Source organism: Methylocystis bryophila (genome assembly GCF_027925445.1).
GTDB classification, from domain to species: domain Bacteria; phylum Pseudomonadota; class Alphaproteobacteria; order Rhizobiales; family Beijerinckiaceae; genus Methylocystis; species Methylocystis bryophila.
Map to the genome: position 1 here is coordinate 125186 of NZ_AP027149.1, position 21207 is coordinate 146392.

Annotated in this window: 16 protein-coding genes; 12 read left to right on the forward strand and 4 right to left on the reverse strand. The window is 63.3% G+C overall.

What is annotated here, in order from left to right:
• Positions 1 to 187: 187 nt before the first annotated feature.
• The 12 genes from QMG80_RS00600 to QMG80_RS00660 all read left to right on the forward strand — a co-directional run bounded on the left by QMG80_RS00600 (position 188) and on the right by QMG80_RS00660 (position 17053).
• Positions 188 to 3358, forward strand: a complete 3171-nt coding sequence (locus tag QMG80_RS00600; RefSeq protein ID WP_085771058.1) for an efflux RND transporter permease subunit — start codon at positions 188 to 190, stop codon at positions 3356 to 3358.
• Between the two features lie 16 nt (positions 3359 to 3374).
• Positions 3375 to 4553: an efflux RND transporter periplasmic adaptor subunit gene (locus tag QMG80_RS00605; RefSeq protein WP_085771059.1), complete on the forward strand. Its 1179-nt coding sequence runs from the start codon at positions 3375 to 3377 to the stop codon at positions 4551 to 4553.
• Entirely contained in the window at positions 4550 to 6163 is a 1614-nt protein-coding gene (locus QMG80_RS00610; protein ID WP_245300131.1) for an efflux transporter outer membrane subunit, read from the forward strand. Before QMG80_RS00605 ends, QMG80_RS00610 begins: the two co-directional genes overlap by 4 nt.
• Positions 6150 to 6584, forward strand: a complete 435-nt coding sequence (locus QMG80_RS00615) for a hypothetical protein (RefSeq protein WP_158658656.1) — start codon at positions 6150 to 6152, stop codon at positions 6582 to 6584. The genes QMG80_RS00610 and QMG80_RS00615 overlap by 14 nt, the downstream gene beginning before the upstream one ends.
• 937 nt (positions 6585 to 7521) lie before the next feature.
• Positions 7522 to 8577, forward strand: a complete 1056-nt coding sequence (locus QMG80_RS00620) for a zinc-binding metallopeptidase family protein (protein ID WP_085771061.1) — start codon at positions 7522 to 7524, stop codon at positions 8575 to 8577.
• 139 nt (positions 8578 to 8716) lie between these two features.
• Positions 8717 to 9052 (forward strand): hypothetical protein, encoded by a 336-nt coding sequence (locus QMG80_RS00625; protein WP_158658657.1) that lies wholly within the window; start codon positions 8717 to 8719, stop codon positions 9050 to 9052.
• Between the two features lie 325 nt (positions 9053 to 9377).
• On the forward strand, positions 9378 to 10223 hold the full coding sequence (locus QMG80_RS00630) for a hypothetical protein (protein ID WP_245300133.1): 846 nt from the start codon (positions 9378 to 9380) through the stop codon (positions 10221 to 10223).
• A 262-nt stretch (positions 10224 to 10485) separates the two neighbouring features.
• On the forward strand, positions 10486 to 11382 hold the full coding sequence (gene cyoA / locus QMG80_RS00635; protein WP_085771063.1) for a ubiquinol oxidase subunit II: 897 nt from the start codon (positions 10486 to 10488) through the stop codon (positions 11380 to 11382).
• 2 nt (positions 11383 to 11384) lie between these two features.
• Positions 11385 to 13397 (forward strand): cytochrome o ubiquinol oxidase subunit I, encoded by a 2013-nt coding sequence (gene cyoB, locus QMG80_RS00640; RefSeq protein WP_085771064.1) that lies wholly within the window; start codon positions 11385 to 11387, stop codon positions 13395 to 13397.
• On the forward strand, positions 13394 to 14044 hold the full coding sequence (locus QMG80_RS00645) for a cytochrome (ubi)quinol oxidase subunit III (RefSeq protein WP_085773583.1): 651 nt from the start codon (positions 13394 to 13396) through the stop codon (positions 14042 to 14044). Before cyoB ends, QMG80_RS00645 begins: the two co-directional genes overlap by 4 nt.
• Positions 14041 to 15156 carry a cytochrome o ubiquinol oxidase subunit IV gene (gene cyoD / locus QMG80_RS21555; protein ID WP_158658658.1) on the forward strand — a complete coding sequence of 372 codons (1116 nt, stop codon included), beginning with the start codon at positions 14041 to 14043 and terminating at the stop codon, positions 15154 to 15156. The genes QMG80_RS00645 and cyoD overlap by 4 nt, the downstream gene beginning before the upstream one ends.
• A gap of 109 nt (positions 15157 to 15265) precedes the next feature.
• Positions 15266 to 17053: a glycoside hydrolase family 15 protein gene (locus tag QMG80_RS00660; RefSeq protein WP_085771065.1), complete on the forward strand. Its 1788-nt coding sequence runs from the start codon at positions 15266 to 15268 to the stop codon at positions 17051 to 17053.
• On the opposite strand, the gene pgl is transcribed toward QMG80_RS00660, so the two are convergent.
• From pgl to gnd, 4 genes are read right to left on the reverse strand one after another with little or no spacing between them, the layout of a single operon-like run.
• Positions 17045 to 17782, reverse strand: coding sequence for a 6-phosphogluconolactonase (pgl, locus tag QMG80_RS00665; RefSeq protein WP_085773584.1), 738 nt, complete (start codon positions 17780 to 17782; stop codon positions 17045 to 17047). The two genes, QMG80_RS00660 and pgl, sit on opposite strands and share 9 nt — an antisense overlap.
• A gap of 25 nt (positions 17783 to 17807) precedes the next feature.
• On the reverse strand, positions 17808 to 18623 hold the full coding sequence (locus QMG80_RS00670; protein ID WP_085771066.1) for a Cof-type HAD-IIB family hydrolase: 816 nt from the start codon (positions 18621 to 18623) through the stop codon (positions 17808 to 17810).
• A complete protein-coding gene (gene zwf, locus QMG80_RS00675; RefSeq protein WP_085771067.1) occupies positions 18620 to 20185 on the reverse strand; it encodes a glucose-6-phosphate dehydrogenase in 1566 nt (521 codons plus the stop codon). Before zwf ends, QMG80_RS00670 begins: the two co-directional genes overlap by 4 nt.
• Positions 20186 to 20188: 3 nt before the next feature.
• A complete protein-coding gene (gene gnd / locus QMG80_RS00680) occupies positions 20189 to 21196 on the reverse strand; it encodes a phosphogluconate dehydrogenase (NAD(+)-dependent, decarboxylating) (protein ID WP_085771068.1) in 1008 nt (335 codons plus the stop codon).
• Positions 21197 to 21207: the final 11 nt, after the last annotated feature.

Genomic DNA, 21207 nt, shown 5'->3' on the forward strand with positions numbered 1-21207 from the left:
CGCGGGAAACGCGCCAAGTCATAAGACAAGCATGTCATGACCGGAGTAACGCTTCGCACTTTTCCGTGACGTGCTCTAGGCTTTCACTAAACGAGAATTTAGTTCCGGATGTCGCGTCGGCAGGCTAGACCAGCCTTGCCCGCCATGGTTCGGGACGCGGTCGGACCGCCACGGAGTTCATCGCAGCATGATCGGCATTGTCCGGATCGCCCTACAACGTCCGTACACTTTCGTTGTCATGGCGATGCTGATCCTGATTTTCGGGGTCAAGGCGTGGTTCCAGACGCCGACCGATATTTTTCCCAACATCGGCATTCCCGTCATCAGCGTGGTGTGGACCTATAACGGCCTGCCGCCGGACGACATGTCGGGACGCATTGTCTATTTTTACGAGCGCACGCTGACGGCGCAGGTCAACGACATCGAGCACATCGAGTCGCAGTCCCTGCCGGGCTACGGGGTCGTCAAGGTCTACTTCCAGCCCAACGTCAAAATCGATTTCGCCATCGCGCAGGTGACGGCGGCCTCGCAGACGGTGCTCAAATTCCTGCCTGCCGGCGTGACCCCGCCCTATGTGCTGAGCTTCAATGCGTCGAGCGTGCCGGTGATCCAGCTCGCATTATCGAGCGACACGGCCTCCGACATCGAGCTCTTCGATTACGCGCAAAACTTCATCCGGCCGCAGCTTGCGACCGTAGCCGGCGCCGCCATCCCATCGCCCTATGGCGGTAAGGTGCGGCAGGTGCAGGTCGAGATCGATCCGGCGAAGCTGCGCCGATACGGCCTTTCGGCCCAAGACGTCGGCGCGGCGCTCGCGCAGCAGAACCTCATCACTCCCGTCGGCACGCAAAAGATCGGCGACTACGAATATATCGTCAATCTCAACGTGTCGCCCAGGGAGATCGCCGAGCTCAACGATCTGCCGATCAAGAGCGTCGGCGGAACCATCGTTTATATGCGCGATGTGGCCTATGCGCATGATTCGGCCCCGCCGCAGACCAATATCGTCCGCGTCAACGGACGCAACGCCGTGCTCATGACGATTCAGAAAATCGGCGCGGTCTCGACCCTTGACGTCATCGAGGGCGTCAAGACGCAATTGCCGAAGATCAAGGCCGGTCTGCCCGAGGGGCTCGATCTCGTCGCCGTCGGAGACCAGTCGCCCTTTGTTCAGGCCGCCGTCACGAGCGTGCTGCGCGAGGCCCTCATCGCCGCCACCTTGACCGGCCTCATGATCCTGCTCTTCCTCGGCAGTTGGCGCTCGACGGTCATCATCAGCATCTCGATTCCGCTGTCGATCCTGACCGCCATCGCCGTGCTTTCGGCCCTTGGCGAGAGCATCAACGTCATGACCCTGGGCGGCTTGGCGCTCGCGGTCGGAATCCTGGTGGACGACGCCACGGTGACGATCGAGAATATCGACCGTCATCTTGAAGACGGAGAGGAGATCGTCGAGGCGATCATGAACGGCGCCAGCGAGATCATGATCCCGGCGACCGTCTCCATCCTCGCCATCTCGATCGTGTTTCTCCCGACCTTCTCGCTGGGCGGCGTGGCGGGCTATCTTTTTCGTCCCATGTCCGAGGCCGTGATCATTTCTCTAATAGCTTCCTATGTGCTGACCTACACGGTGGTCCCCACGCTGGCTCGCCACCTCTTAGGCAAGCAGTTCGTCCACGGCGTGGAGTCGGAAGCGGTGGAGGCTTCCGAGCTGCAAAGCCCCAATCCCTTTGTCAGGTTTCAGCGCGGTTTCATGCATCGATTCGAGCGCGCGCGCGAGGGCTATCGCGAGCTTCTGGAGCGCGCGCTGACAAGGCCATGGCCCTTCGTCGTTGGCCTGCTCGGCGCCGTCGTGCTCTCCTTCGGTCTCGCGCCCTTCCTCGGCGAGAATTTTTTCCCGTCGGTCGAGTCGACACAGATCAAGCTGCATCTTCGCGCGCCCATCGGCACCCGCATCGAGAATGTTGCGATTCTTTGCGACGATGTAGACACCGCGATCCGGCGCCTCATTCCCGCTTCGGCGCTCGCCTCGATCGTCGACAACATCGGGCTGCCGATCAGCGGCATTAATCTCGCTTACAGCAATTCCGGCACGATCGGCGTCGTCGATGCAGATTTGTTGATCACGCTGAAGGAGGGCGAGGAAAGCCATACGCACGAGTATGTGCAGACCATGCGGGAGAAGCTGCCGCAGCTCTTCCCGGGCGCCACCTTCGCCTTCCTGCCCGCCGACATCGTCACGCAAATTCTGAATTTCGGGCTCCCTTCGCCAATCGACGTGCAGGTCATGGGCAATCAGAGAGAGGCCAATCGCGCTTTTGCGATGAAGCTCTACAAGGAGATCGCTAACGTGCCCGGCGTGGCCGACGCCCGCATTCAACAAGCCTTCAACGCGCCAACCTTGCAAGTGGACGTGAACCGCTCCTTCGCGATCGACGTGGGTCTCAATCAAAAAGACGTGGCGAACGCGATGCAAAACACGCTCGCCGGCAGTTTCCAGACCGCGCCGACCTTTTGGCTCAACCACAAGAACGGCGTGTCCTATCCGATCGTCGTGCAGGCGCCGCAATATTGGGTCGACACGATGCCCTCGCTCGTCAACATGCCGCTCACGTCCTCGGGGGAGTTCCAGGTCCTCGGCGGGATCGCCTCCATCTCACGTCAGCGAACGGACGCGGTCGTCTCGCATTACGACGTGCAGCCCGTCGTGGATATCTATGCGACAAACCACGCGCGCGATCTCGGCGCTGTCGCGAGCGACATCGACGCGATTCTCAAGAGCCACGCAAGCGAGGCGCCGCGCGGGTCGACCATCGTGCTGAGAGGGCAAGTGCTGACGATGACGAGCGCCTACATACAACTCTTCGGGGGCCTCGCGCTTGCCGTGATATTGATTTATCTGCTCATCGTCGTCAATTTCCAGTCGTGGCTCGACCCTTTTGTGATCGTTACGGCGCTGCCGACTGCGCTGGCCGGCATCGCCTGGATGCTATTCCTGAGCTTCACAACTCTGTCTGTGCCGGCGTTGCTCGGCGCCATCATGTGCATGGGCGTCGCGACCGCCAACAGCATTCTGGTCGTGAGCTTCGCCCGCGAGCAGCTCGCAGAAGGCGCCGACCCGCACCACGCCGCGCTCCAAGCCGGCTACATGCGATTCCGCCCTGTGCTCATGACGGCGCTCGCCATGATCCTCGGCATGCTGCCCATGGCGCTTAGCGCCGAGCAGAACGCGCCGCTTGGCCGCGCGGTCATCGGCGGACTATCCTGCGCCACAGTCGCCACGCTGTTTTTCGTGCCAGTCGTGTTCAAGCTCGTCCATTCGCGGAAAGCGCGGCTGGAAGAATCGTCGAGCGTCTGATGTTGAGGTGCATCCCATGACGACGACAGAAAAGCAGAGCGAGAAGACAGCGCCGCGCGGATCCCGGCGCCGCTTCGCCCTTGCCGCTCTCGTTGCGCTGGCGCTGGCGGCGGCAGGCATTTTCGTGCGCAGCAAAGACTTCAAAGAGCTCGCCGAAGCGACGAAGCAAGGCGCAATCCCGACGGTCGCGGTCGTCACGCCGCAGCCGGGGCCCGCCGTCGAGGAGATCATCCTGCCCGGCAACGTCCAATCCTTCTTCGACGCGCGCATTCGCGCGCGGGTGCAGGGCTTCGTCCGCGACTGGAAATACGATATCGGCGCCAGGGTAAAGGCCGGCGATGTGCTTGCGACCGTCGAGGCTCCCGAGCTCGACCAGCAGCTGCAGCAGGCGAAGGGCGAGTTCTCTCGGGAGGAGGCGGAGCTTGCGCTCGCGAAGCTCACCTCCAAACGCTGGTCGGCGCTGCGCGCTTCTACCGCCGTCTCGCAGCAGAGCGCCGACGAGAAGAGCGGCGACTACCAAGCCAAGCAGGCCGCGGTGGAGGCCGCGCGCGCCAATGTCGAACGACTCCGCGCGCTGACAAGCTATCTGCAGATCACGGCGCCTTTCGCCGGCGTGGTCACGGCCCGCAACGTCGATATCGGCGCGCTCGTGGGTCCCGACAGCAAGACGGAGCTTTTCTCCGTCGCCGACATCCATCAGGTCCGAATCTATGTCGGCGTGCCTCAGGCTTTCGCGGCGTCGATTCAACCCGCCATGACCGCCGAATTGAAGCTGGCGCAATTTCCCGCGCGGCTGTTCACGGCCAAGGTGCTGACGACCTCCAACGCCATCGCGGAAAACTCGCGCTCCCTGCTCGTCCAGCTTGTCGCCGATAATCCTGAAGGGCTGCTGCTGCCAGGATCTTATGCCGAGGTTCATTTCAAGCTGCCCGGACGCTCCGGCGTCAGGCGCATTCCCGCCTCTGGCGTCTTCTTTCAGAGGAACGCGCTGGCGGCCGCCACGGTGGGCGCCGACGGCAAGGTGACGATCAAGCCGATCACAATCGTGCGCGATCTCGGCGCAACAATCGAAATCTCCTCGGGGCCTTCGCTCGGCGACCGCGTGATCCTCAACCCGCTGCAGACCTTGAACGACGGCGACGTGGTGCGAATCGTCCCATCGCAGGCTGTCGCCAAGGCGGGGGCCAAGGAGTGAAACCCGCTGCGCAAGAGCCGACAGACGCGCCTGCTTCACGCGAGAAACCGTTCTCCACTTTTTCGCATCGCGCTCTAGCGCGCTTTCGCCGCCTTCTGTTTCTGGTCGTTCCTCTCCTGCTCTCCGGCTGCAATTTTGCTCCCTCCTACACGCCGCCGCCGGTCGAGGTTCCCGTCAAATATAAAGAGGGCGGAAAGGGAGGCGGCAGCTGGCAGGAAGCGCGTCCGCGCGACGATCTGCCCCGGGGCCCGTGGTGGCGCGCGCTCGGCGATCATCTGCTCGACGCGCTCGAGGAGCAGGTGGACGCCGCCAATCCCAATCTGGCGGCGGCGGTCGCCTCCTTCGCCCAGGCGCGAGCCTATTCGGCCAAGGCGACCTCCGCGCTGATGCCGCACGTCGATCTCAACAACAGCCTCACGGCCAACAAGGAATCGCAACACCGCCCCTTTCGCAAATCCAACAGGGCCTTCACCCCACAGGGTTATTTCAACGAGCTGACCGACAACCGGCCGCTCAACGAGCCGGACCATTACGGCAACAATCTGCTGACGCTTCAGTCGTCTTATGAAGTCGACCTATGGGGCCGCGTGCGCAACGCCGTCGACGCCAGCGTCGCCAACAGCGAAAGCGCCGCCGCCGAGCTCGAGTCCGTGCGCCTCAGCCTGCAGGCCGAGCTCGCTCGCGACTATGTCGCTCTGCGCGGTCTGGATTCAGAGATCAAGCTTCTCGAAGACACGGTGCGGGCCTATACGCAGGCCTTCGTCTTGGCGAAGACGCTCGTTAACGGGAAGATCGGCGCGCCGGCGGATGAGCCGCGGGCGCAAGCCCAGCTCGAATACACCCGCGCGCAATTGCTCGACATCAAATCGCGCCGGGCGCTTCTTGAACACGCGATCGCCTCGCTCATCGGCAAGCCGGCCTCGTCCTTCACGATCCCGCCAGCCTCGCTCTCCGTCTTCGCGCCGAAGATTCCGCCGGGGGTCCCGCTCGATCTTCTCGAACGCCGTCCCGACATCGCCGCTGTCGAACGCCAGGTCGCCGCCGCCAACGCCGAGATCGGCGTCGCCAAAGCGGCGTTCTTCCCGCGCGTGACGATCAACCTTATGGGGGGCACGCAGGACACCGGGCTGAGCCTGTTCAACTTCCGTAACAGTATCTGGACCCTGGGACCCGCGATCACGCTGCCGATCTTCGATGCAGGCCTGCGCGCCGCCGATCTCGCCCGCGCCGACGCCGCCTATCTCGAAATGGCCGCCCGTTATCGCGCCACTGTCCTTTTGGCCTATCAGGAGGTCGAGGACTCGCTTTCCAACTTGCACTGGCTCGCCGGGGAGCAGCGAAGCCTGGACTCGGCGTCGAACGCGGCGCAAAAGGTGCTGGATATCTCGCTCACGCTCTATCGCGACGGCGCGACCAATTATCTCGATGTCGTCATTGCGCAGACCACGCTGCTCGAGGCGCAACGCGCCGCGCTGGAGGTGCGGACGCGCAGGCTCGAGGCGAACGTCGCGCTGATCGTGGCGTTAGGCGGCGGCTGGTCTGTCGCGAGTCCAGCGCTCGCGGAGCGGGCCGTCGTCCAAGTCAACGAGCCGGCACATGACGGAAACTAGGCCCGAAAGATCCCGCTGCGGCGATTGCGCTCATTGGCAACGCGTGACCGCGCATGTCGGCGCGTGTCGGCTGCGGGCGCCGCCGCCGGGCGAAAATCGCGACGAGGTAGCGCATTGGGCGCAGACCTTTCATGAGGATTTTTGCGCAGAATGGCGCGCCTCCGACGGCACGCCTCCGTCGATGACGCTCTGCAAGCATTGCGCCTACTGGTCTTTCCGCAAGGGAGGCCTCACGCCCGTGGACCGGCGCGACCAGCTAGCCAAATGGTGGGAGCAGGCGGGCCATTGCCAGCGCCACGCTCCTCTGCCGTCGGACATCCCTGGCCACAGCGCCCACTGGCGGGCGACGAACCGCGAAGATGGCTGTTTCGAGGGGAAGCCCCGCGCTGCGCAGGCCCAGCCGCCGGGTCCCCAAAAATAATACTTCAAGCTTCGAAGTGGCGCGCGGCGCGACCTTCGTGTTAAAAGTTTCTACGACTAGAGCATGTCACGGAAAAGTGCGAAGCGGTTTTCCGGTCATGACATGCTCTAACTTTCTGACTTGGCGCGATTCCTTATCGCTCGAACGATTCCGTTCGAGCGGGAAACGCGCTAGCAACATATCTCAATGAAGTTCGCCAAGCTTTTACCGCGCCCATCACGTCGGAGGACTCGCCGAGCGGAAGCTTTCGGGCGGGCTGGGAGGCCTTCTTTGAATTCATGTGCGTCGCCGCCAACGACTTTGAGAATTAACGCAGGGCTCCCGCTGCAACCCTTCCCAAGTTTCGCACGGTTTTCTGTCGCCGCCGAAGGTGAGGGGGAACTTCGGTGACCACCCGCGTGTTCGGCGGCGGCCTTCTCATTGCTGCGAATTTGTTCGGCGCTCCTGCGACGGACGACCCCTCGTCGGGCTTCAATCATTGTGTGGCCCCCCGACCGCCCGACTGTGTCGATGCGCCTGCAACGTCCTACCCTACCGACGAATGCGAGCGCCGGGTCCGATCCTATGTTGCGAACGTGTTCCGCTATCGCGAATGTCTGGGAGCAGAGACCCAGCGCCAGGTTCGGCGCGCCAACGATACATTAGACAAATGGAAGCGCAGGCAATCCTACGAGCGACGATAGCGATGACGCGCTTAGGTCGCGATCACGCTCACGGGAACACGGCGACCATCGAATGACGTAAACTTTTGCCCCAGCAAAATGTTTCCGTTGCTGGCCCAGAGAGGGCGTCCGCAAAGAAGGAGACGTCTTTTTCTTCCTTGACCGAAGCCGGCCAAAACCGGGAACAAGTGAGCCGCCTGCGCGTTAGAAGGGGTCCTGCTTGCAGCGATGCTTGCGGCAAGGAATCACGACCCCGCGAAGCCAACGGCTGCCCCATGAAAAGCTTTCACTGCACATCCTGCTGGCAGACGATCGTCTTCGAGAACACGCGTTGCGAAAAATGCGGCCATCACTTGGGGTTCCTGCCGGAACGCCTGGAGATGACCGCGGTCGAGCCCCGGGGAGACCATTGGATCGCGGCAGCGAGCGGGGATGGCCGCTATCGATTTTGCAAGAACTGGGAATTGCATGGGTGCAATTGGCTCACCGAGCCCGGCGAGGACTTTTGTCTCGCCTGCCGGCACAACCGCACAATCCCCGATCTCTCAGATCCTCGCTGTCAGCTCATGTGGCAGAAGACAGAGCAAGCCAAGCGACGCCTTTTCTACAGCCTGATCAGGCTCGGATTGCCGATCGAAAACCCGCAGGAGCCGCTCGTCTTCGACTTCGTCGCCGACACCGGCGCGGGCTCGAAACCCACGATGGGCCACAGCAACGGGGTCATCACCATTACGGTCGAAGAAAGCGATGACGCGACCCGTGAGGGCCATCGCAACGCGATGGGCGAGCCTTATCGCACGCTGCTCGGACATTTTCGTCACGAGATCGGCCACTATTATTGGGACCGGCTCGTTCGGGACGGCGACCATATCGACGCCTTCCGCGAGATCTTTGGCGATGAAAGAATCGATTACACGACGGCTTTGAAAAGCCATTACGAGCGCAAAATCACCGACCCGGGCGAAGGCTTCATCAGCGCCTACGCCACGAGCCACCCGTGGGAGGACTTTGCGGAAACCTTCGCTCATTATCTCCATATCGTGGACACGCTCGAAACCGCCCGCGCAATGGGGGTTTCGTTGCGGCCGTTCAACAGAATGGAGCTCGCCGTCGCTTTCGACCCGTACCGCGCCGTTGATGTGAACGATCTCGTCGAGACTTGGCTGCACCTTGCCTTCGCCGTTAACAACTTGAACAGATCGATGGGGCAACCGGATCTCTATCCTTTCGTGCTTTCCCCCAAGGTCGCGCAAAAATTCGCATTCGTGATCAAGCTCGTGCAAGAAAGCGCACGCGCCGTGCATCAAGAAAGCGCATGCGCCGCGCACTGATACGTGCGACGCAACACCGTGGATTCCGGCTAGCGCAGAATAACAATTACGTCACGCTTGCTTTGTAAGCGGCGCGCGAGATCTCACCCTCTGCTTAATTCCCTGGCGCGCGGCTCCAGGGAAAGTCGAGGAGCAAATCATGATCAAATCGAAGGCGAGCGTTGCGATCGCGGCGGCCTTGCTCATCTCGAACGGCGTCGCGTTTGCCGCTGGCGGCGGCGGCGGCGGTGGCGCGGGAGCGGGCGGCGGCGCAGGCGCAGGCTCCGGAGCTGGCGCCGGCTCGGGTATCGGCTCGGGCGGCATGGGAACGGGAAACCAGGGAACAGGAGCGGGGCTCGGCTCAGGTTTCGGGAGCGGGACCCAAGGAACAGGGTCCGGTTCGAGTTTCGGTTCGAGCTCCAGCGACCCTGGGTCTTCAACCGGCGTCAATCGCAGTGGCGCGGTCGGTCAAGGCAATAGCTCTACTACCCCCTGAATGTGAGCGTCTACGATCGGGCGCGGCTTCGGCCGCGCTCGCTCTGTGCAGACTCTCTCGCAGCTCGCGGCGCGAAGACGCGTCGCGCAAATTTTTCCATGCGCAGGAACATTCGTTCACGCGGTCGCGTTTGAAGCTCGAATAGCGCGCGGCGCAAAACGAGCAGAGACACGGCTCCGCTCCGCCTGATCTCGCCTTTCAGTCTGGGAGAACGATCATGGACGGCATCATCTATCTCGTGGGGTTGGTGGTCATCATATTGGCCATTCTCTCGTTCCTCGGCTTTCGCTGATCGGCGCGCACAGGACAGAGAAAGGGCTTGCAAATGACCGACGTCGTCAATTCCCCAGCGCTGGCGCAGCCAGAGCGCGCCTATGCATCGCGAGCCCATGGGTTCGTCGATTGGCCCGCGATTTTTGCCGGCGCCATGGTAGCGGTGGCTGTTTCCTTTATCGCCGCGACATTCGGCTCGGCGATCGGCCTTTCTGCGACGTTGCCCTATAGGGGTCCGCAGCCCGTGCTCTTCTATGTGGCGCTCGGCATTTGGATGATCTTCGTGGCCGTATCGAGCTTTGCGGCCGGCGGTTATGTCGCGGGCCGATTGAGACGCCCGAGCGAAGGCGCCTCGCCGCATGCGCGCGACGTGCGCGACTGCCTGCACGGACTGGTCGTATGGGCGCTCGCAGCGGTGGCGGGGGCGCTTCTCGCCGCGGCCACGGTGGGCGCAATCGCGAAGACGGCCGCCGACAAAGGGCTTGCGCCGACAGATCGTTACGTCGATCTCTTGTTGCGCGGCGAAGGCGTCGCGGCGGCCAAGGGAGCCAATCCGGTCTCGGATGCGACGAGAAGCTTCGTCTCCCGCCTGGTGGCGGAGAATCCCAGCGGAGATTTCTCCAACGAAGACAAGTCCTACCTCTCGAGCGTCGTCACGGGCGCGGGCGCGCCGCCGGCCACAGCGGCCGATCGCGTGAACCGCGTCGCGTCCGAGATGAAGGCGGACGCGAACAAGGCGCGCAAGGTTGGCATTTATCTCGCTTTCCTCACCGCGGCGACTCTCGCCGTCGGCGCGGCGACCGCCTGGGGAGCCACGCGGCTGGGCGGAAGACACCGTGATCAGGACGTCGACCTCGGCCATCTTGTGCGAGCGCCGCGAGAGCGTTCACAGCGATAGGAGGACACAATGGGACGCAGCATTCTCCTCTGGATGCTCGGAGTTCCGCTCCCGATCATCATTCTGCTGGCTCTGATCCATCATTGAGGCTCCTGGGACCCTGGCGGGCGATCGCGCGGTGGGCTGCGTCGGACCGCCGCATTTTCGCTCACAGAAAAAATGTTAAGGAGGCGGTGTAGACAACGCCACGCTTAAGCCTAGATGGGCCCGAGACAGCCAACTTGGGCGCGGCTGTAGGATCGGCTTGAGGGAGACTGCGTGAATGATGCAGCCACATTTCCTGTCCCTTGCGCCTTCCACAACCAGAGCGAGCGCCGCTCTTTCAGAGCTCAACCAGGCATTGGTCTCCGGCGGCGTGCTCGAGCCACGCGGGCCGGTCGGCGCAGGCAATGCGCAGATTCTGCTCAACTCCCTGGCGATCATGTTGATGATCGTCGTCCCGACCCTTCTCGCCACGATCGCTTTCGCCTGGTGGTTTCGCGCCTCGAACAGCAGGGCGACCTATCGCCCCGACTGGACTTATTCCGGTCGCGTCGAGCTCATCGTCTGGGGCATTCCGCTCCTCGTGGTCTTGTTCCTGAGCGGCGTGATCTGGATCGGCTCGCATGACCTCGATCCCGCCCGTCCGCTCGCCGGAGAGCAGAAGCCGCTCGAGATCCAAGTCGTGTCGCTCGACTGGAAGTGGCTTTTCATTTATCCGGAGGAGGGCGTCGCCAGCGTCAACGAGATCGCCGTGCCGGCCGATCGACCCGTGCATTTCACGCTGACCTCGGCCACCGTCATGAACATGTTCTTCGTGCCGCAGCTCGGGAGCATGATCGCGACGATGAATGGCATGGTGACCGAGCTTCACCTCAAGGCGGATCGCCCCGGTTCCTATTACGGCCTGTCGGCCCAGTATAGCGGCGCCGGCTTTGCCGACATGCATTTCCTGCTGCGTGCGCTTCCACCTGAGTCTTTCGCCCAGTGGACGGCTGAGGCGAGAAAATCCGGGACCGCTCTGGACGAGAACGCCTATCTGGCGCTCGCGCGCGAGCGCGCAGCGTCCCCACCACGGCTCTACGGATCGATCGATCGCGCGCTTTTCGAAAAGGTCGCGGCGCGCCGACTTCAGAGCGACGCCAGCCTGCCGGCCGGGCATGCTGAACCGATGGAGTGACGATGTTCGGCAAGCTCACGATTAACGCTATTCCCTGGGATCAGCCCATTCCGCTCGTCGCCGGAGCCGTGGTCGTCCTCGCGCTGCTCGGCGTCCTCGCCTGGGTCGTTCTCAAGGGGCATTTTCCTTACATTTGGCGCGAATGGATCACGAGCGTCGATCATAAGCGCATCGGCATCATGTATGTTCTGCTCGGGCTCGTGATGCTGCTGCGCGGCTTCATCGACGCGATCATGATGCGCTCGCAGCAAGCCATGGCCTATCAGTCCCCCGGCTATCTGCCGCCTCATCACTACGATCAGATCTTCTCCGCCCACGGGACGATCATGATCTTCTTCGCGGCGATGCCGATCATCATCGGCCTGATGAACTTCGTCGTTCCGCTGCAGCTCGGCGTCCGCGACGTCGCTTTCCCGACGCTGAACTCGACGAGCTTCTGGTTCACCGCGACCGGCGCGCTTCTCGTCAACATCTCGCTTGTCGTGGGCGAATTCGCGAAAACGGGGTGGCTGCCCTATCCGCCCCTCTCCGAGCTTCCCTTTTCGCCGGGGGTGGGCGTCGACTATTACATCTGGGCGCTCCTGATCTCCGGCGTCGGCACGCTCATGACCGGCGTCAATTTCGTCACGACGATCCTCAAGATGCGCGCGCCCGGCATGAGCTACATGCGCATGTCCATGTTCTGCTGGACCGCGCTCGCCTCCAATCTTCTCATCGTGGCGGCTTTCCCGCTTCTGACCGCGACGCTGATCATGCTCGCGCTCGACCGCTATCTCGGCTTCCACTTCTTCGGCAACGAGGCCGGCGGCAACATGGCGCTTTTCATCAACCTGATCTGGGCCTGGGGACATCCGGAGGTCTACATCCTCGTGCTGCCGTCCTTCGGCATTTTCTCCGAGGTGATCTCGACATTCTCCGGCAAGCCCTTGTTCGGCTATCGCTCCATGGTCGCCGCAACTTTAGGGATCTGCATCATCTCCTTCATCGTGTGGCTGCACCATTTCTTCACGATGGGCGCCGGCGCCGACGTCAACGCTTTTTTCGGCATCGCGACGAGCGTCATCGCCATCGTGACGGGCGTGAAGGTCTTCAACTGGCTATTCACGATGTACGGCGGCCGCATTCGCTTCGACACGCCGATGCTCTGGTCGCTCGGGTTCCTGCTCACCTTCGTCATCGGCGGCATGACCGGCGTGCTGCTCGCTGTGCCGCCCGCCGATTTCCAGCTCCACAACAGCCTCTTCCTCGTGGCGCATTTTCACAACACCATCATCGGCGGCGTGGTGTTCGCGGCCTTCGCCGGCGTCGTCTACTGGTTTCCGAAAGCTTTCGGCTTTCGGCTGCACGAGGGCTGGGGCAAGGCGGCGTTCTGGTTCACGTTCATTGGTTTCTACGTGACGTTTCTCCCGCTTTACGCCGCGGGCCTGCTCGGCATGACGCGACGGCTGCAGCATTATGAGGTCGCGGAATGGCGGCCCTTCGTTTTGATCGCGGCCGTGGGCGTGGCGATCTCAGCCGTCGCGATGATCTGTCAAATTGCTCAACTCGTCTTGAGCATCCGCGACCGCGCCGAGCTTCGCGACGAGACCGGGGATCCTTGGGACGGGCGTTCTCTGGAGTGGTCGACGGCCTCGCCGCCGCCCGTGTTCAATTTCGCCTTTCTGCCGGACGTGAAAGACCAAGAGCCCTATTGGGCGATCAAGCAGCGCGCGATCGAGACGCAACAATTGTCGGCGGCGGGCGAGTATCGGGCGATCGAGATGCCAAAGAACAGCGCCACCGGCTTCGTCAGCGCCTTTTTTGCGACCATCACCGGCTTCGGGCTGATCTGGCATATCTGGTGGATGGTCATTCTGGGGCTCGTCCTCGCCTATGCCGGCTTCGTCGTCTTCGCCTGGCGCGATGAAGACGAATACGCGATCCCGGCGAGCGAGGTTAAGCGGATAGACGGCGAAAGGCGGCGCGCGCGCGAGGAATGGTTGAGGCGCAGGGCCAGCGCGGAGGAAAGGGCATGACGGCGACTGCGACAGCGACCTTGCCCCACGCGACGGGGCTCCACACCAGCGCCGAGGCGCCTGGTCATGGCGAGGGCGGTCCGGCGTCGACGCTCGTGATCGTCGCTTATGGCTTTTGGATTTTTCTCATCAGCGACATCGTCATGTTCTCCGCCTTCTTTGCGGCGCATGCGGTGTTGCAGACGGCGGTGGACGGCGGTCCCACAGGCCGCGAACTCTTTGACCTGCCCAGGGTCGCGATCGAGACGGCGTGCTTGCTCCTATCGAGCTTCACCTGCGGGCTCTCGGCCCTTGCCGCCGAGACGCGGCGCCTGGCCTGGACCCAGGCGGGGCTTCTCGTCACGGGCCTTCTGGGCGCCGCTTTTCTCTATTTGGAGTTCCACGAATTCGCGACAATGATCGCGGCTGACGCCGGCCCTCAACGCAGCGCCTTTCTGTCATCTTTCTTCGCGCTGGTTGGATGTCACGGCGCGCATGTGAGCGTCGGGCTCCTTTGGCTCGCAACAATGATGGCGCAGCTCTTCGTCAAGGGATTTCGCGCCGACATCCGGCGGCGGCTGCTCTGCTTCAACATGTTCTGGCACATGCTTGACATCGTCTGGGTCGCGATTTTCACGCTGGTCTATCTTGTCGGAGTCGCCCGATGACAGCAAATCATAAGGAGCTCTTGGCGCTCGACACAGCTCCCGGCGCCGAAGAGACGCGGGGCCAGGAGCTTTGGCAGGGCGCGCAGGGCTATTTTCTTGGCCTCGTCCTCTCCGCCCTGCTGACGGCCCTCGCATTTTTCTTCACGGGCTCCGACTGGTTGTGGGGCCCGAGCATACCGGTGGCGCTCAGTGTCCTCGCGGTTGCGCAGATCGGCGTGCATCTGGCGTTCTTCCTCCATCTGACGACGGCGCCGGACAGCGTGAACAATTCGCTGGCGCTTGCATTCGGCACGTTGATCGTGGCGCTCGTGATCGGCGGCACGCTCTGGATCATGTATCATATGAACCTGAACATGCCGCCGATGGCGCAAATGGAGCCGATGGCGCAAATGGCGCCGCCGGCGCCGGGCCAATCTCGCGCCGCGAGCGGCGTCATCGAAGCCGCGAGCCCGATACGCGTCGCAGCCAAGGTCTCCGGGCTCGTCCGATCCGTCGACTGCGAGGCCGGCGCGCATGTGCGACAGGGTCAGCTCTGCGCGACGATCGACGCGCCCGCCCTCAAGCAGGCGATGACGCAAAGCGAGAGCGCGCTGCGCACGACGCAGGCGCGTGTAGCGCAAGATCGGGCCGCGCTCGCCGCGGCCCAAGCTCGTAGCGCTCGGCGCCCGGCCGCGGGAGCGCGCGTCGACGCCTTGCGAGCGGCGCTCAGCCGCGATGAGCGCGACGCCGCGTCCGCTCAGCAGGAGCTCGACGCTGCGAAAGCGCGGCAGGATGACGCAAAGATCGTTGCGCCGACGGATGGCGTCGTGCTTGCGCGCAACATCCAGGCGGGCCAAGATGTCGACGCGGATGCAAAGCAGCTGCTCTTTTTGTTCGCGCCCGAGGAGGCCATAATCGCATTCAGGGTCTCCTCGCCTGCCTCTCTAGGGGCGCTTAAGCCGGGCGAGCGGGTGAGCTTCACGGTCGAAGAACTTCGGAAGCAGAGCTTCGATGGCGAGGTCCTCCGCATCGAGTCCGGGCACGGTGGCGGTCAAGTTGTCGTCAGAGCGAAAAACCCCGGCGCGGCGCTGAAGCCAGGCATGAAAGCGAGTCTCCAGACGCCTGCTGAGTGACCGGCTGTTTCAGCATGCTGCCGCCGGGTCGCGACCAGCGACCGCGCCCCGACCTCCACTTTCTTCAGCCGCGCTCTACGGTCTGTAGCATCGAAGTCGGGAGAGCGGCATGGCGACGCCCATCGAGGATTACGGCCTCATCGGCAATTGCGAAACCGCCGCGCTCGTGTCGAAGTCGGGCTCGATCGACTGGTTCTGCCCGCCTCGTTTCGATTCCGCCGCATGTTTCGCGGCGCTGCTGGGAACGCCGGAGAATGGCAGGTTCTTGATCACGCCCAAGGATTCGTCCGCGCGCGTCACGCGAAGATATCGCGACGGCACGCTCATCCTGGAGACGACATTCGAGACCAAAGACGGGATCGCGACTCTCATCGACTTCATGCCGAAATCCGGAGGCTGCGATATCGTCCGCCTCATCGTCGGCGAATCCGGACGCGTGGAGTTTCAAACTGAGCTCGTCATTCGCTTCGATTATGGCGTCAGCATTCCCTGGGTGAGGCAATTGGAGGACGAGCCCGGACTCTACGCCGTAGCCGGGCCCGACGGGCTCATATTGAGGAGCCCGGTCGCGCTCCAGGGCCAGGACATGCGCTCGAGCGGCGAGTTCACGGTCGCGGCGGAAGAAACCGTCTCCTTCGCGCTGAGCTATACGCGATCTTATGGAAGAACGCCGGCGCCTCTGAACCCCAAGCAGGCCCTCGCAGAGACGGAAGCATTCTGGCGCAAATGGCTCCATCCCTGTCCTTCCGTCGGCGACTGGGAGGAGGAAGTGAAGCGATCCTTGCTCACGCTCAAGGCGCTGAATTATGAGCCGACTGGGGGAATCGTCGCGGCGCCCACAACCTCTCTCCCGGAACGCCTCGGTGGCCAGCGTAATTGGGACTATCGCTATTGCTGGTTGCGCGACGCAGCCTTCACGCTCGGCGCGTTGATGAACCTGGGCTACTACGACGAGGCGAAGGCCTGGCGCGATTGGCTCTTGCGCGCGGTGGCCGGCAGCCCCGCGCAAATGCAAATTCTCTATGACGTCACGGGCGCCAAGCAGTTGCCTGAACGCGAGCTGACCTGGTTATCCGGTTACGGGGGTTCGCGCCCCGTCCGGATCGGCAATGCAGCCGTGGATCAGCGCCAGCTCGACGTCTATGGCGAGGTGCTGCACGCGATACATGAGGCGCGGCTCGGCGGCTTGACCACAACGCGCCATAGCGCGGCTGTCGGACGCGTGGTCCTCGAACATCTGGAGTCGATCTGGCGCGAGCCCGATGAAGGGATTTGGGAGGTGCGCGGCGAGCCGCAGCACTTCACGCATTCCAAGGTCATGGCTTGGGTCGCGTTCGATCGCGCGGCCGAGATCGCGGCGAGCAATGGCGATGCGGAGATCGCCGGCCGCTGGCGTCGAAACGCCGACGAGATTCGCGCGGAGGTTTGCGTCCGGGGCTACGACGAGAAGCTCGGCAGTTTCGTTCAGTTCTACGGGTCTCGACGTCTCGATGCGAGCCTGCTGCAAATTCCGCTCGTCGGCTTCCTGCCTCCCGACCACCCGCATGTGCGCGGCACGCTAGCGGCGGTCGAGCGCGTGCTCCTGGATGGCAGCGGGCTGGTGATGCGCTATGAGACCGAGAGCGGTGTCGACGGCCTGCCCCCCGGCGAGGGCGCGTTCCTGGCCTGCAGCTTCTGGCTCGTTGAGAATTACGTCCAGCAAGGGCGCTTCAGCGAGGCGAGCGCCCTGTTCCAAAATCTCCTCTCCATGCGCAACGACCTCGGACTACTCGCAGAGGAATATGATCCCCGAGCCCGGCGGCAGCTCGGCAATTTTCCGCAGGCCTTCAGTCACATCGGGCTCATCAACACCGCGGTCCGTTTCGCGCGCGCGAAACACGGGCAACAGCTACCCTAAAACCGTGCCCGCCGCCTCGACGTCCGCGAAGATGCGCAACGCGCCCTCGGCGCGCAGCCGCCCTGCGGGAATGCCGGCGTCGTCCGCGCGCAGGCGCTTCAACGCGCTCCGCTTTCCGGCGCCGGCGATCAGAAAGGCCGTTTCGAAAGAGCTTTCGAGCGCTGGATAGGTGAGGGTGATGCGCGCCTCACTCGCAACCCCCTCAACCGCTACCACCCAACCGCGAGGCTCTTCCAAGGCGGACGCGCCCGGCATCAACGAGGCAGTGTGGCCATTGTCACCCAGTCCCAAGATCATTGCGTCGAAGATCGGCCTCTGCGGGTCGAGTTCTTGTGCGCCGTAAAAGGACTTGAGTTCCGCTTCATAAGCCCCCGCCGCGGCCTGTGGCGACAGCCCGACCGTCGGAATTGGATGGATGTTGACATGCGGAATCGGCGCGCGTGAAAGAAGCGCCTTCTGCGCCATCAGATAATTGCTGCGCGGATCGTCGTGCGGCACGAAGCGCTCGTCGCCCCAAAACCAATGCGTCCGCGACCAGGGGAACTTATCGCGAAAGGGCGGTTCGGCGAGCAGCTCGTAAGTTCGCTTGGGTGTCGAGCCGCCAGCGAGCGCGATGGCGAGGCGCCCCTCTCTCGATCTGGCGAGATCCGTCAGCCAAGCCGCGGCGGACTGCGCCAACGTCTCATCGTCGAGCAGGATTTTCAGCTCCGCTTGCGACGGCTTCGTCATCTCCATGCCCTCCCATGGGCCTGCGTCACGCCGCCAGAAAATATTTCCGCATGGCCTTGGCGAAGCCCTCGCTTTGGTTGCTGTCCGTCACAGCGTCGGCCTGGGACTTCACCGCGTTGCTGGCGTTGCCCATGGCGATGGAAAAGCCGCTCTTCCTGAACATCAAGACGTCGTTTGGGCCATCGCCGATCGTCGCGATGTCCTTTGGCGAGATCCGAGACAGCTTCGCCAGCGTCTCCACGACGTCGCCCTTGTTGGCCTGCGGATGGGTCACGTCGAGATAATAGGCCTGAGATCGCGTTGCGCTCGCCTTGCCGTCAAGCGCTTCCTGCGCGGCCGTCTCGCAAGCGGCGACACGCGCGAAGTCGTCGGAGACGCCCACAATCTTGACCGTCTGAGCCAGATGCGCGTCGGAGAAACGCGCGACGACTTCCGGATCGAATTTGACGGTTCGCCGTTCGCGCGCGACATGCGGAGCGTCGGGGTCTCGAATAAGCCAAGAGCTTTCGGTGTAGAGCCAGGCGTCGAGCCCCTTGTCGAGGATGAGCCTCAACGCCTCGACGGCTGCCCCAGGGTCAAGCGTGCGCCGCTCGATGACCGAAAGATCCGGATGGACCAACACGCCGCCGTTAAAGCCGGCGATCGCGCCCGTGAGACACAGGGGCTCGATGAGCATCGACATGCCGCGTGGCGGACGCCCGCTGGTGATCGAGAGCTCCATGCCCGCCTCGTTGAGCTCTCTCGCCGCCGCCATCGCCTCTTGCGTCAGAATCTTGTCGTTCGTGACGAGCGTGCCGTCGACGTCGGCGAGCACGAGGCGAGGACGCGAATGTTTGGTCATCTCGCGACTTCCAGCTGCGGCGCCACCGCACGCCAGCGGCGTCCGTCTCGCTTCAGCAGCGCGTCCGCGGCGGCGGGACCGTCGCGGCCGGAGGGATAGTCGGGAAAGTCGGGCCGGGTCGAGCGCCAGGCGTCGAGCACCGGCTGCACGACGCGCCACGCCTCCTCCACCATATCGGCGCGCATGAATAGCGTCTGATCGCCGATCATGACGTCGCTGATCAGCGTCTCGTATCCGACATTGGGCTCCTTGGGGAACCAGTCCTCATAACGGAAGTCCATTCTGACGGCGGCGAGATCGACGACGGCGCCTGGCCGTTTGACGTCGAATTGCAGAGAGATCGCCTCCTTGGGCGCGATGCCGAGCACGAGCCAGTTGGGCGTGAGGCATTCCACCGGCGTGTGCTGGAAGGTGGCGGCGGGCGCTTGCTTGAAGCAGATCGCGACCTCGGTCGAGCGCTGCGACATGTGCTTGCCGGTACGGATGTAAAACGGCACGCCGGCCCAGCGCCAATTGTCGATCTCCAGCCGCATCGCGACATAGGTTTCGACATTGGAGGTCTGCGAGACCCGAGGTTCATCGCGATAGGCGCGCTTTTGCTGATTGAGGACCACGCCGGCGCCATATTGGCCGCGCACGGCGTCTTCCAGCCTTACGGGCGGCATGGCCATGAAGACCTCGGCCTTCTTGGCTCTGATCGACATCGCGTCAAAGCCCACCGGCGGCTCCATGGCGATCATCGACACGAGCGAGAAGACATGGTTCGGGACCATGTCCCGCAGCGCGCCGGTCGCCTCGTAGAAATTGCCGCGCCCCTCGACCCCGACCGTTTCGGCGACGGTTATCTGAATATGATCGATGCGATCCCTGTTCCAGATGGGCTCGAAGAAGCCGTTGGCGAAGCGCAGAGCCATGATGCTCTGCACCGTTTCCTTGCCGAGAAAATGGTCGATGCGGAAGATCTGCTCCTCGCGCAGGACGCGGAGGATGCGTTCGTTGAGGAGCTGTGCGGAAGCAAGGTCGTGGCCGAAGGGCTTCTCGATCACGACCCGACGCCAATAAGGCGGGGCGCCGTCGGCTCGAGGATGATCACGCGCAAGGCCCGCCGCCCCAAGCTCCTCGATGATCGTTTCGAAAAAGCGGTCGGCCACGGCAAGATAGAAGACGACATTGCGCGCCTCGAGCCTTTCCAGCTCGCTCGTCAATTGCTCATAGGTCTCCGCCCGGGTGACGTCGCCTTTGAGATAGATCATTTTCTCCGAGAGCTTGGCCCAAGCCCGCTCGTCGATGCCGGCCGCGCTGAACTCGGCGCGCGAGCCCACGAAGCGCTCGAGCGTAGCGTGCAGATTCTCGCGCCACTGCTGAGAGGAAAGGTCGCCGCGACTGACGCCGATCAGCGCGAATTCTTCCGGCAGACTGTTCGTGCGCGCGAGATTGTAGAGCGCCGGCGTGAGCAGCCGATGCGTCAGATCGCCTTCCGCGCCGAAGATCACCATGGCGCAGGGGTCAGGCCGCTTACGCGCCTGTCGCGGCATGCCGTCCCGACATCCGTCCTCAGTCATGATCTACTCCGCTGCGTCGCGAGACGAGGCGTCGGCCTCCTTCTTTTCGACATGTCCGCCGAATCCGAAGCGCATGGCGGAAAGCAGCCTGTCGCCGAAGCCGTGCCCGCGTCGCGACCGGAAGCGGGCATAGAGCGCGGAGGAGAGCACCTCCGCCGGCGTCGCCTGCTCGATCGCCGCTTCAATGGTCCAGCGGCCTTCGCCGGAATCCTCGACAAAGCCAGAGAAACCCTGGAGCTCCGGATCCTTGGCCAGCGCCGCGGCGGAGAGATCGAGAAGCCAGGAGGAAATCACGCTGCCGCGCCGCCAGACCTCCGCGATATCGGGAATGTTCAGAGCAAATCGCTCGTCCTCGGGAAGCTCGCTCGAGTCCTTGGTGCGCAGGATGTCGAAGCCTTCGGCGTAGGCCTGCATGAGGCCATATTCCACGCCATTGTGCACCATCTTCACGAAATGCCCAGCGCCGGCGGGACCCGCGTGGATGTAGCCGCGCTCGGCGCGCGTATCGGCCGAGTCTCGGCCCGGCGTGCGCGCGATCTCGCCGACGCCGGGCGCGAGCGCCGCAAAAAACGGATCGAGGCGCTCGACGGCGTTCTCGGGGCCGCCGATCATCATGCAGTAGCCGCGCTCGAGACCCCAGACGCCGCCGGAGGTCCCGCAATCCACATAAAGAACGCCTTTCTCCTTCAGCGCTTTCGCGCGGCGAATATCGTCCTTGTAAAAAGTATTGCCGCCGTCGATGATTGTGTCGTCCGCCTCGAGCAGCTCGCCCAGTCGTTGGACGGTTTCCTCCGTTATCTCTCCCGCCGGCAGCATGACCCAGACGGCGCGCGGCTTGTCCAGCGCCCTTACGAGCTCTGCAAGCGAATCCGCTTGCGTCGCGCCCTCCTGCGCTAGAGCCGCGCGCGCCTTTGCGTTGGAGTCGAAGACGAAGGCGCGGTGCCCCGCGCGCATGAGACGGCGGGCGATATTTCCGCCCATGCGGCCCAATCCGACGACGCCGATCTGCATAAAGTTTTCTC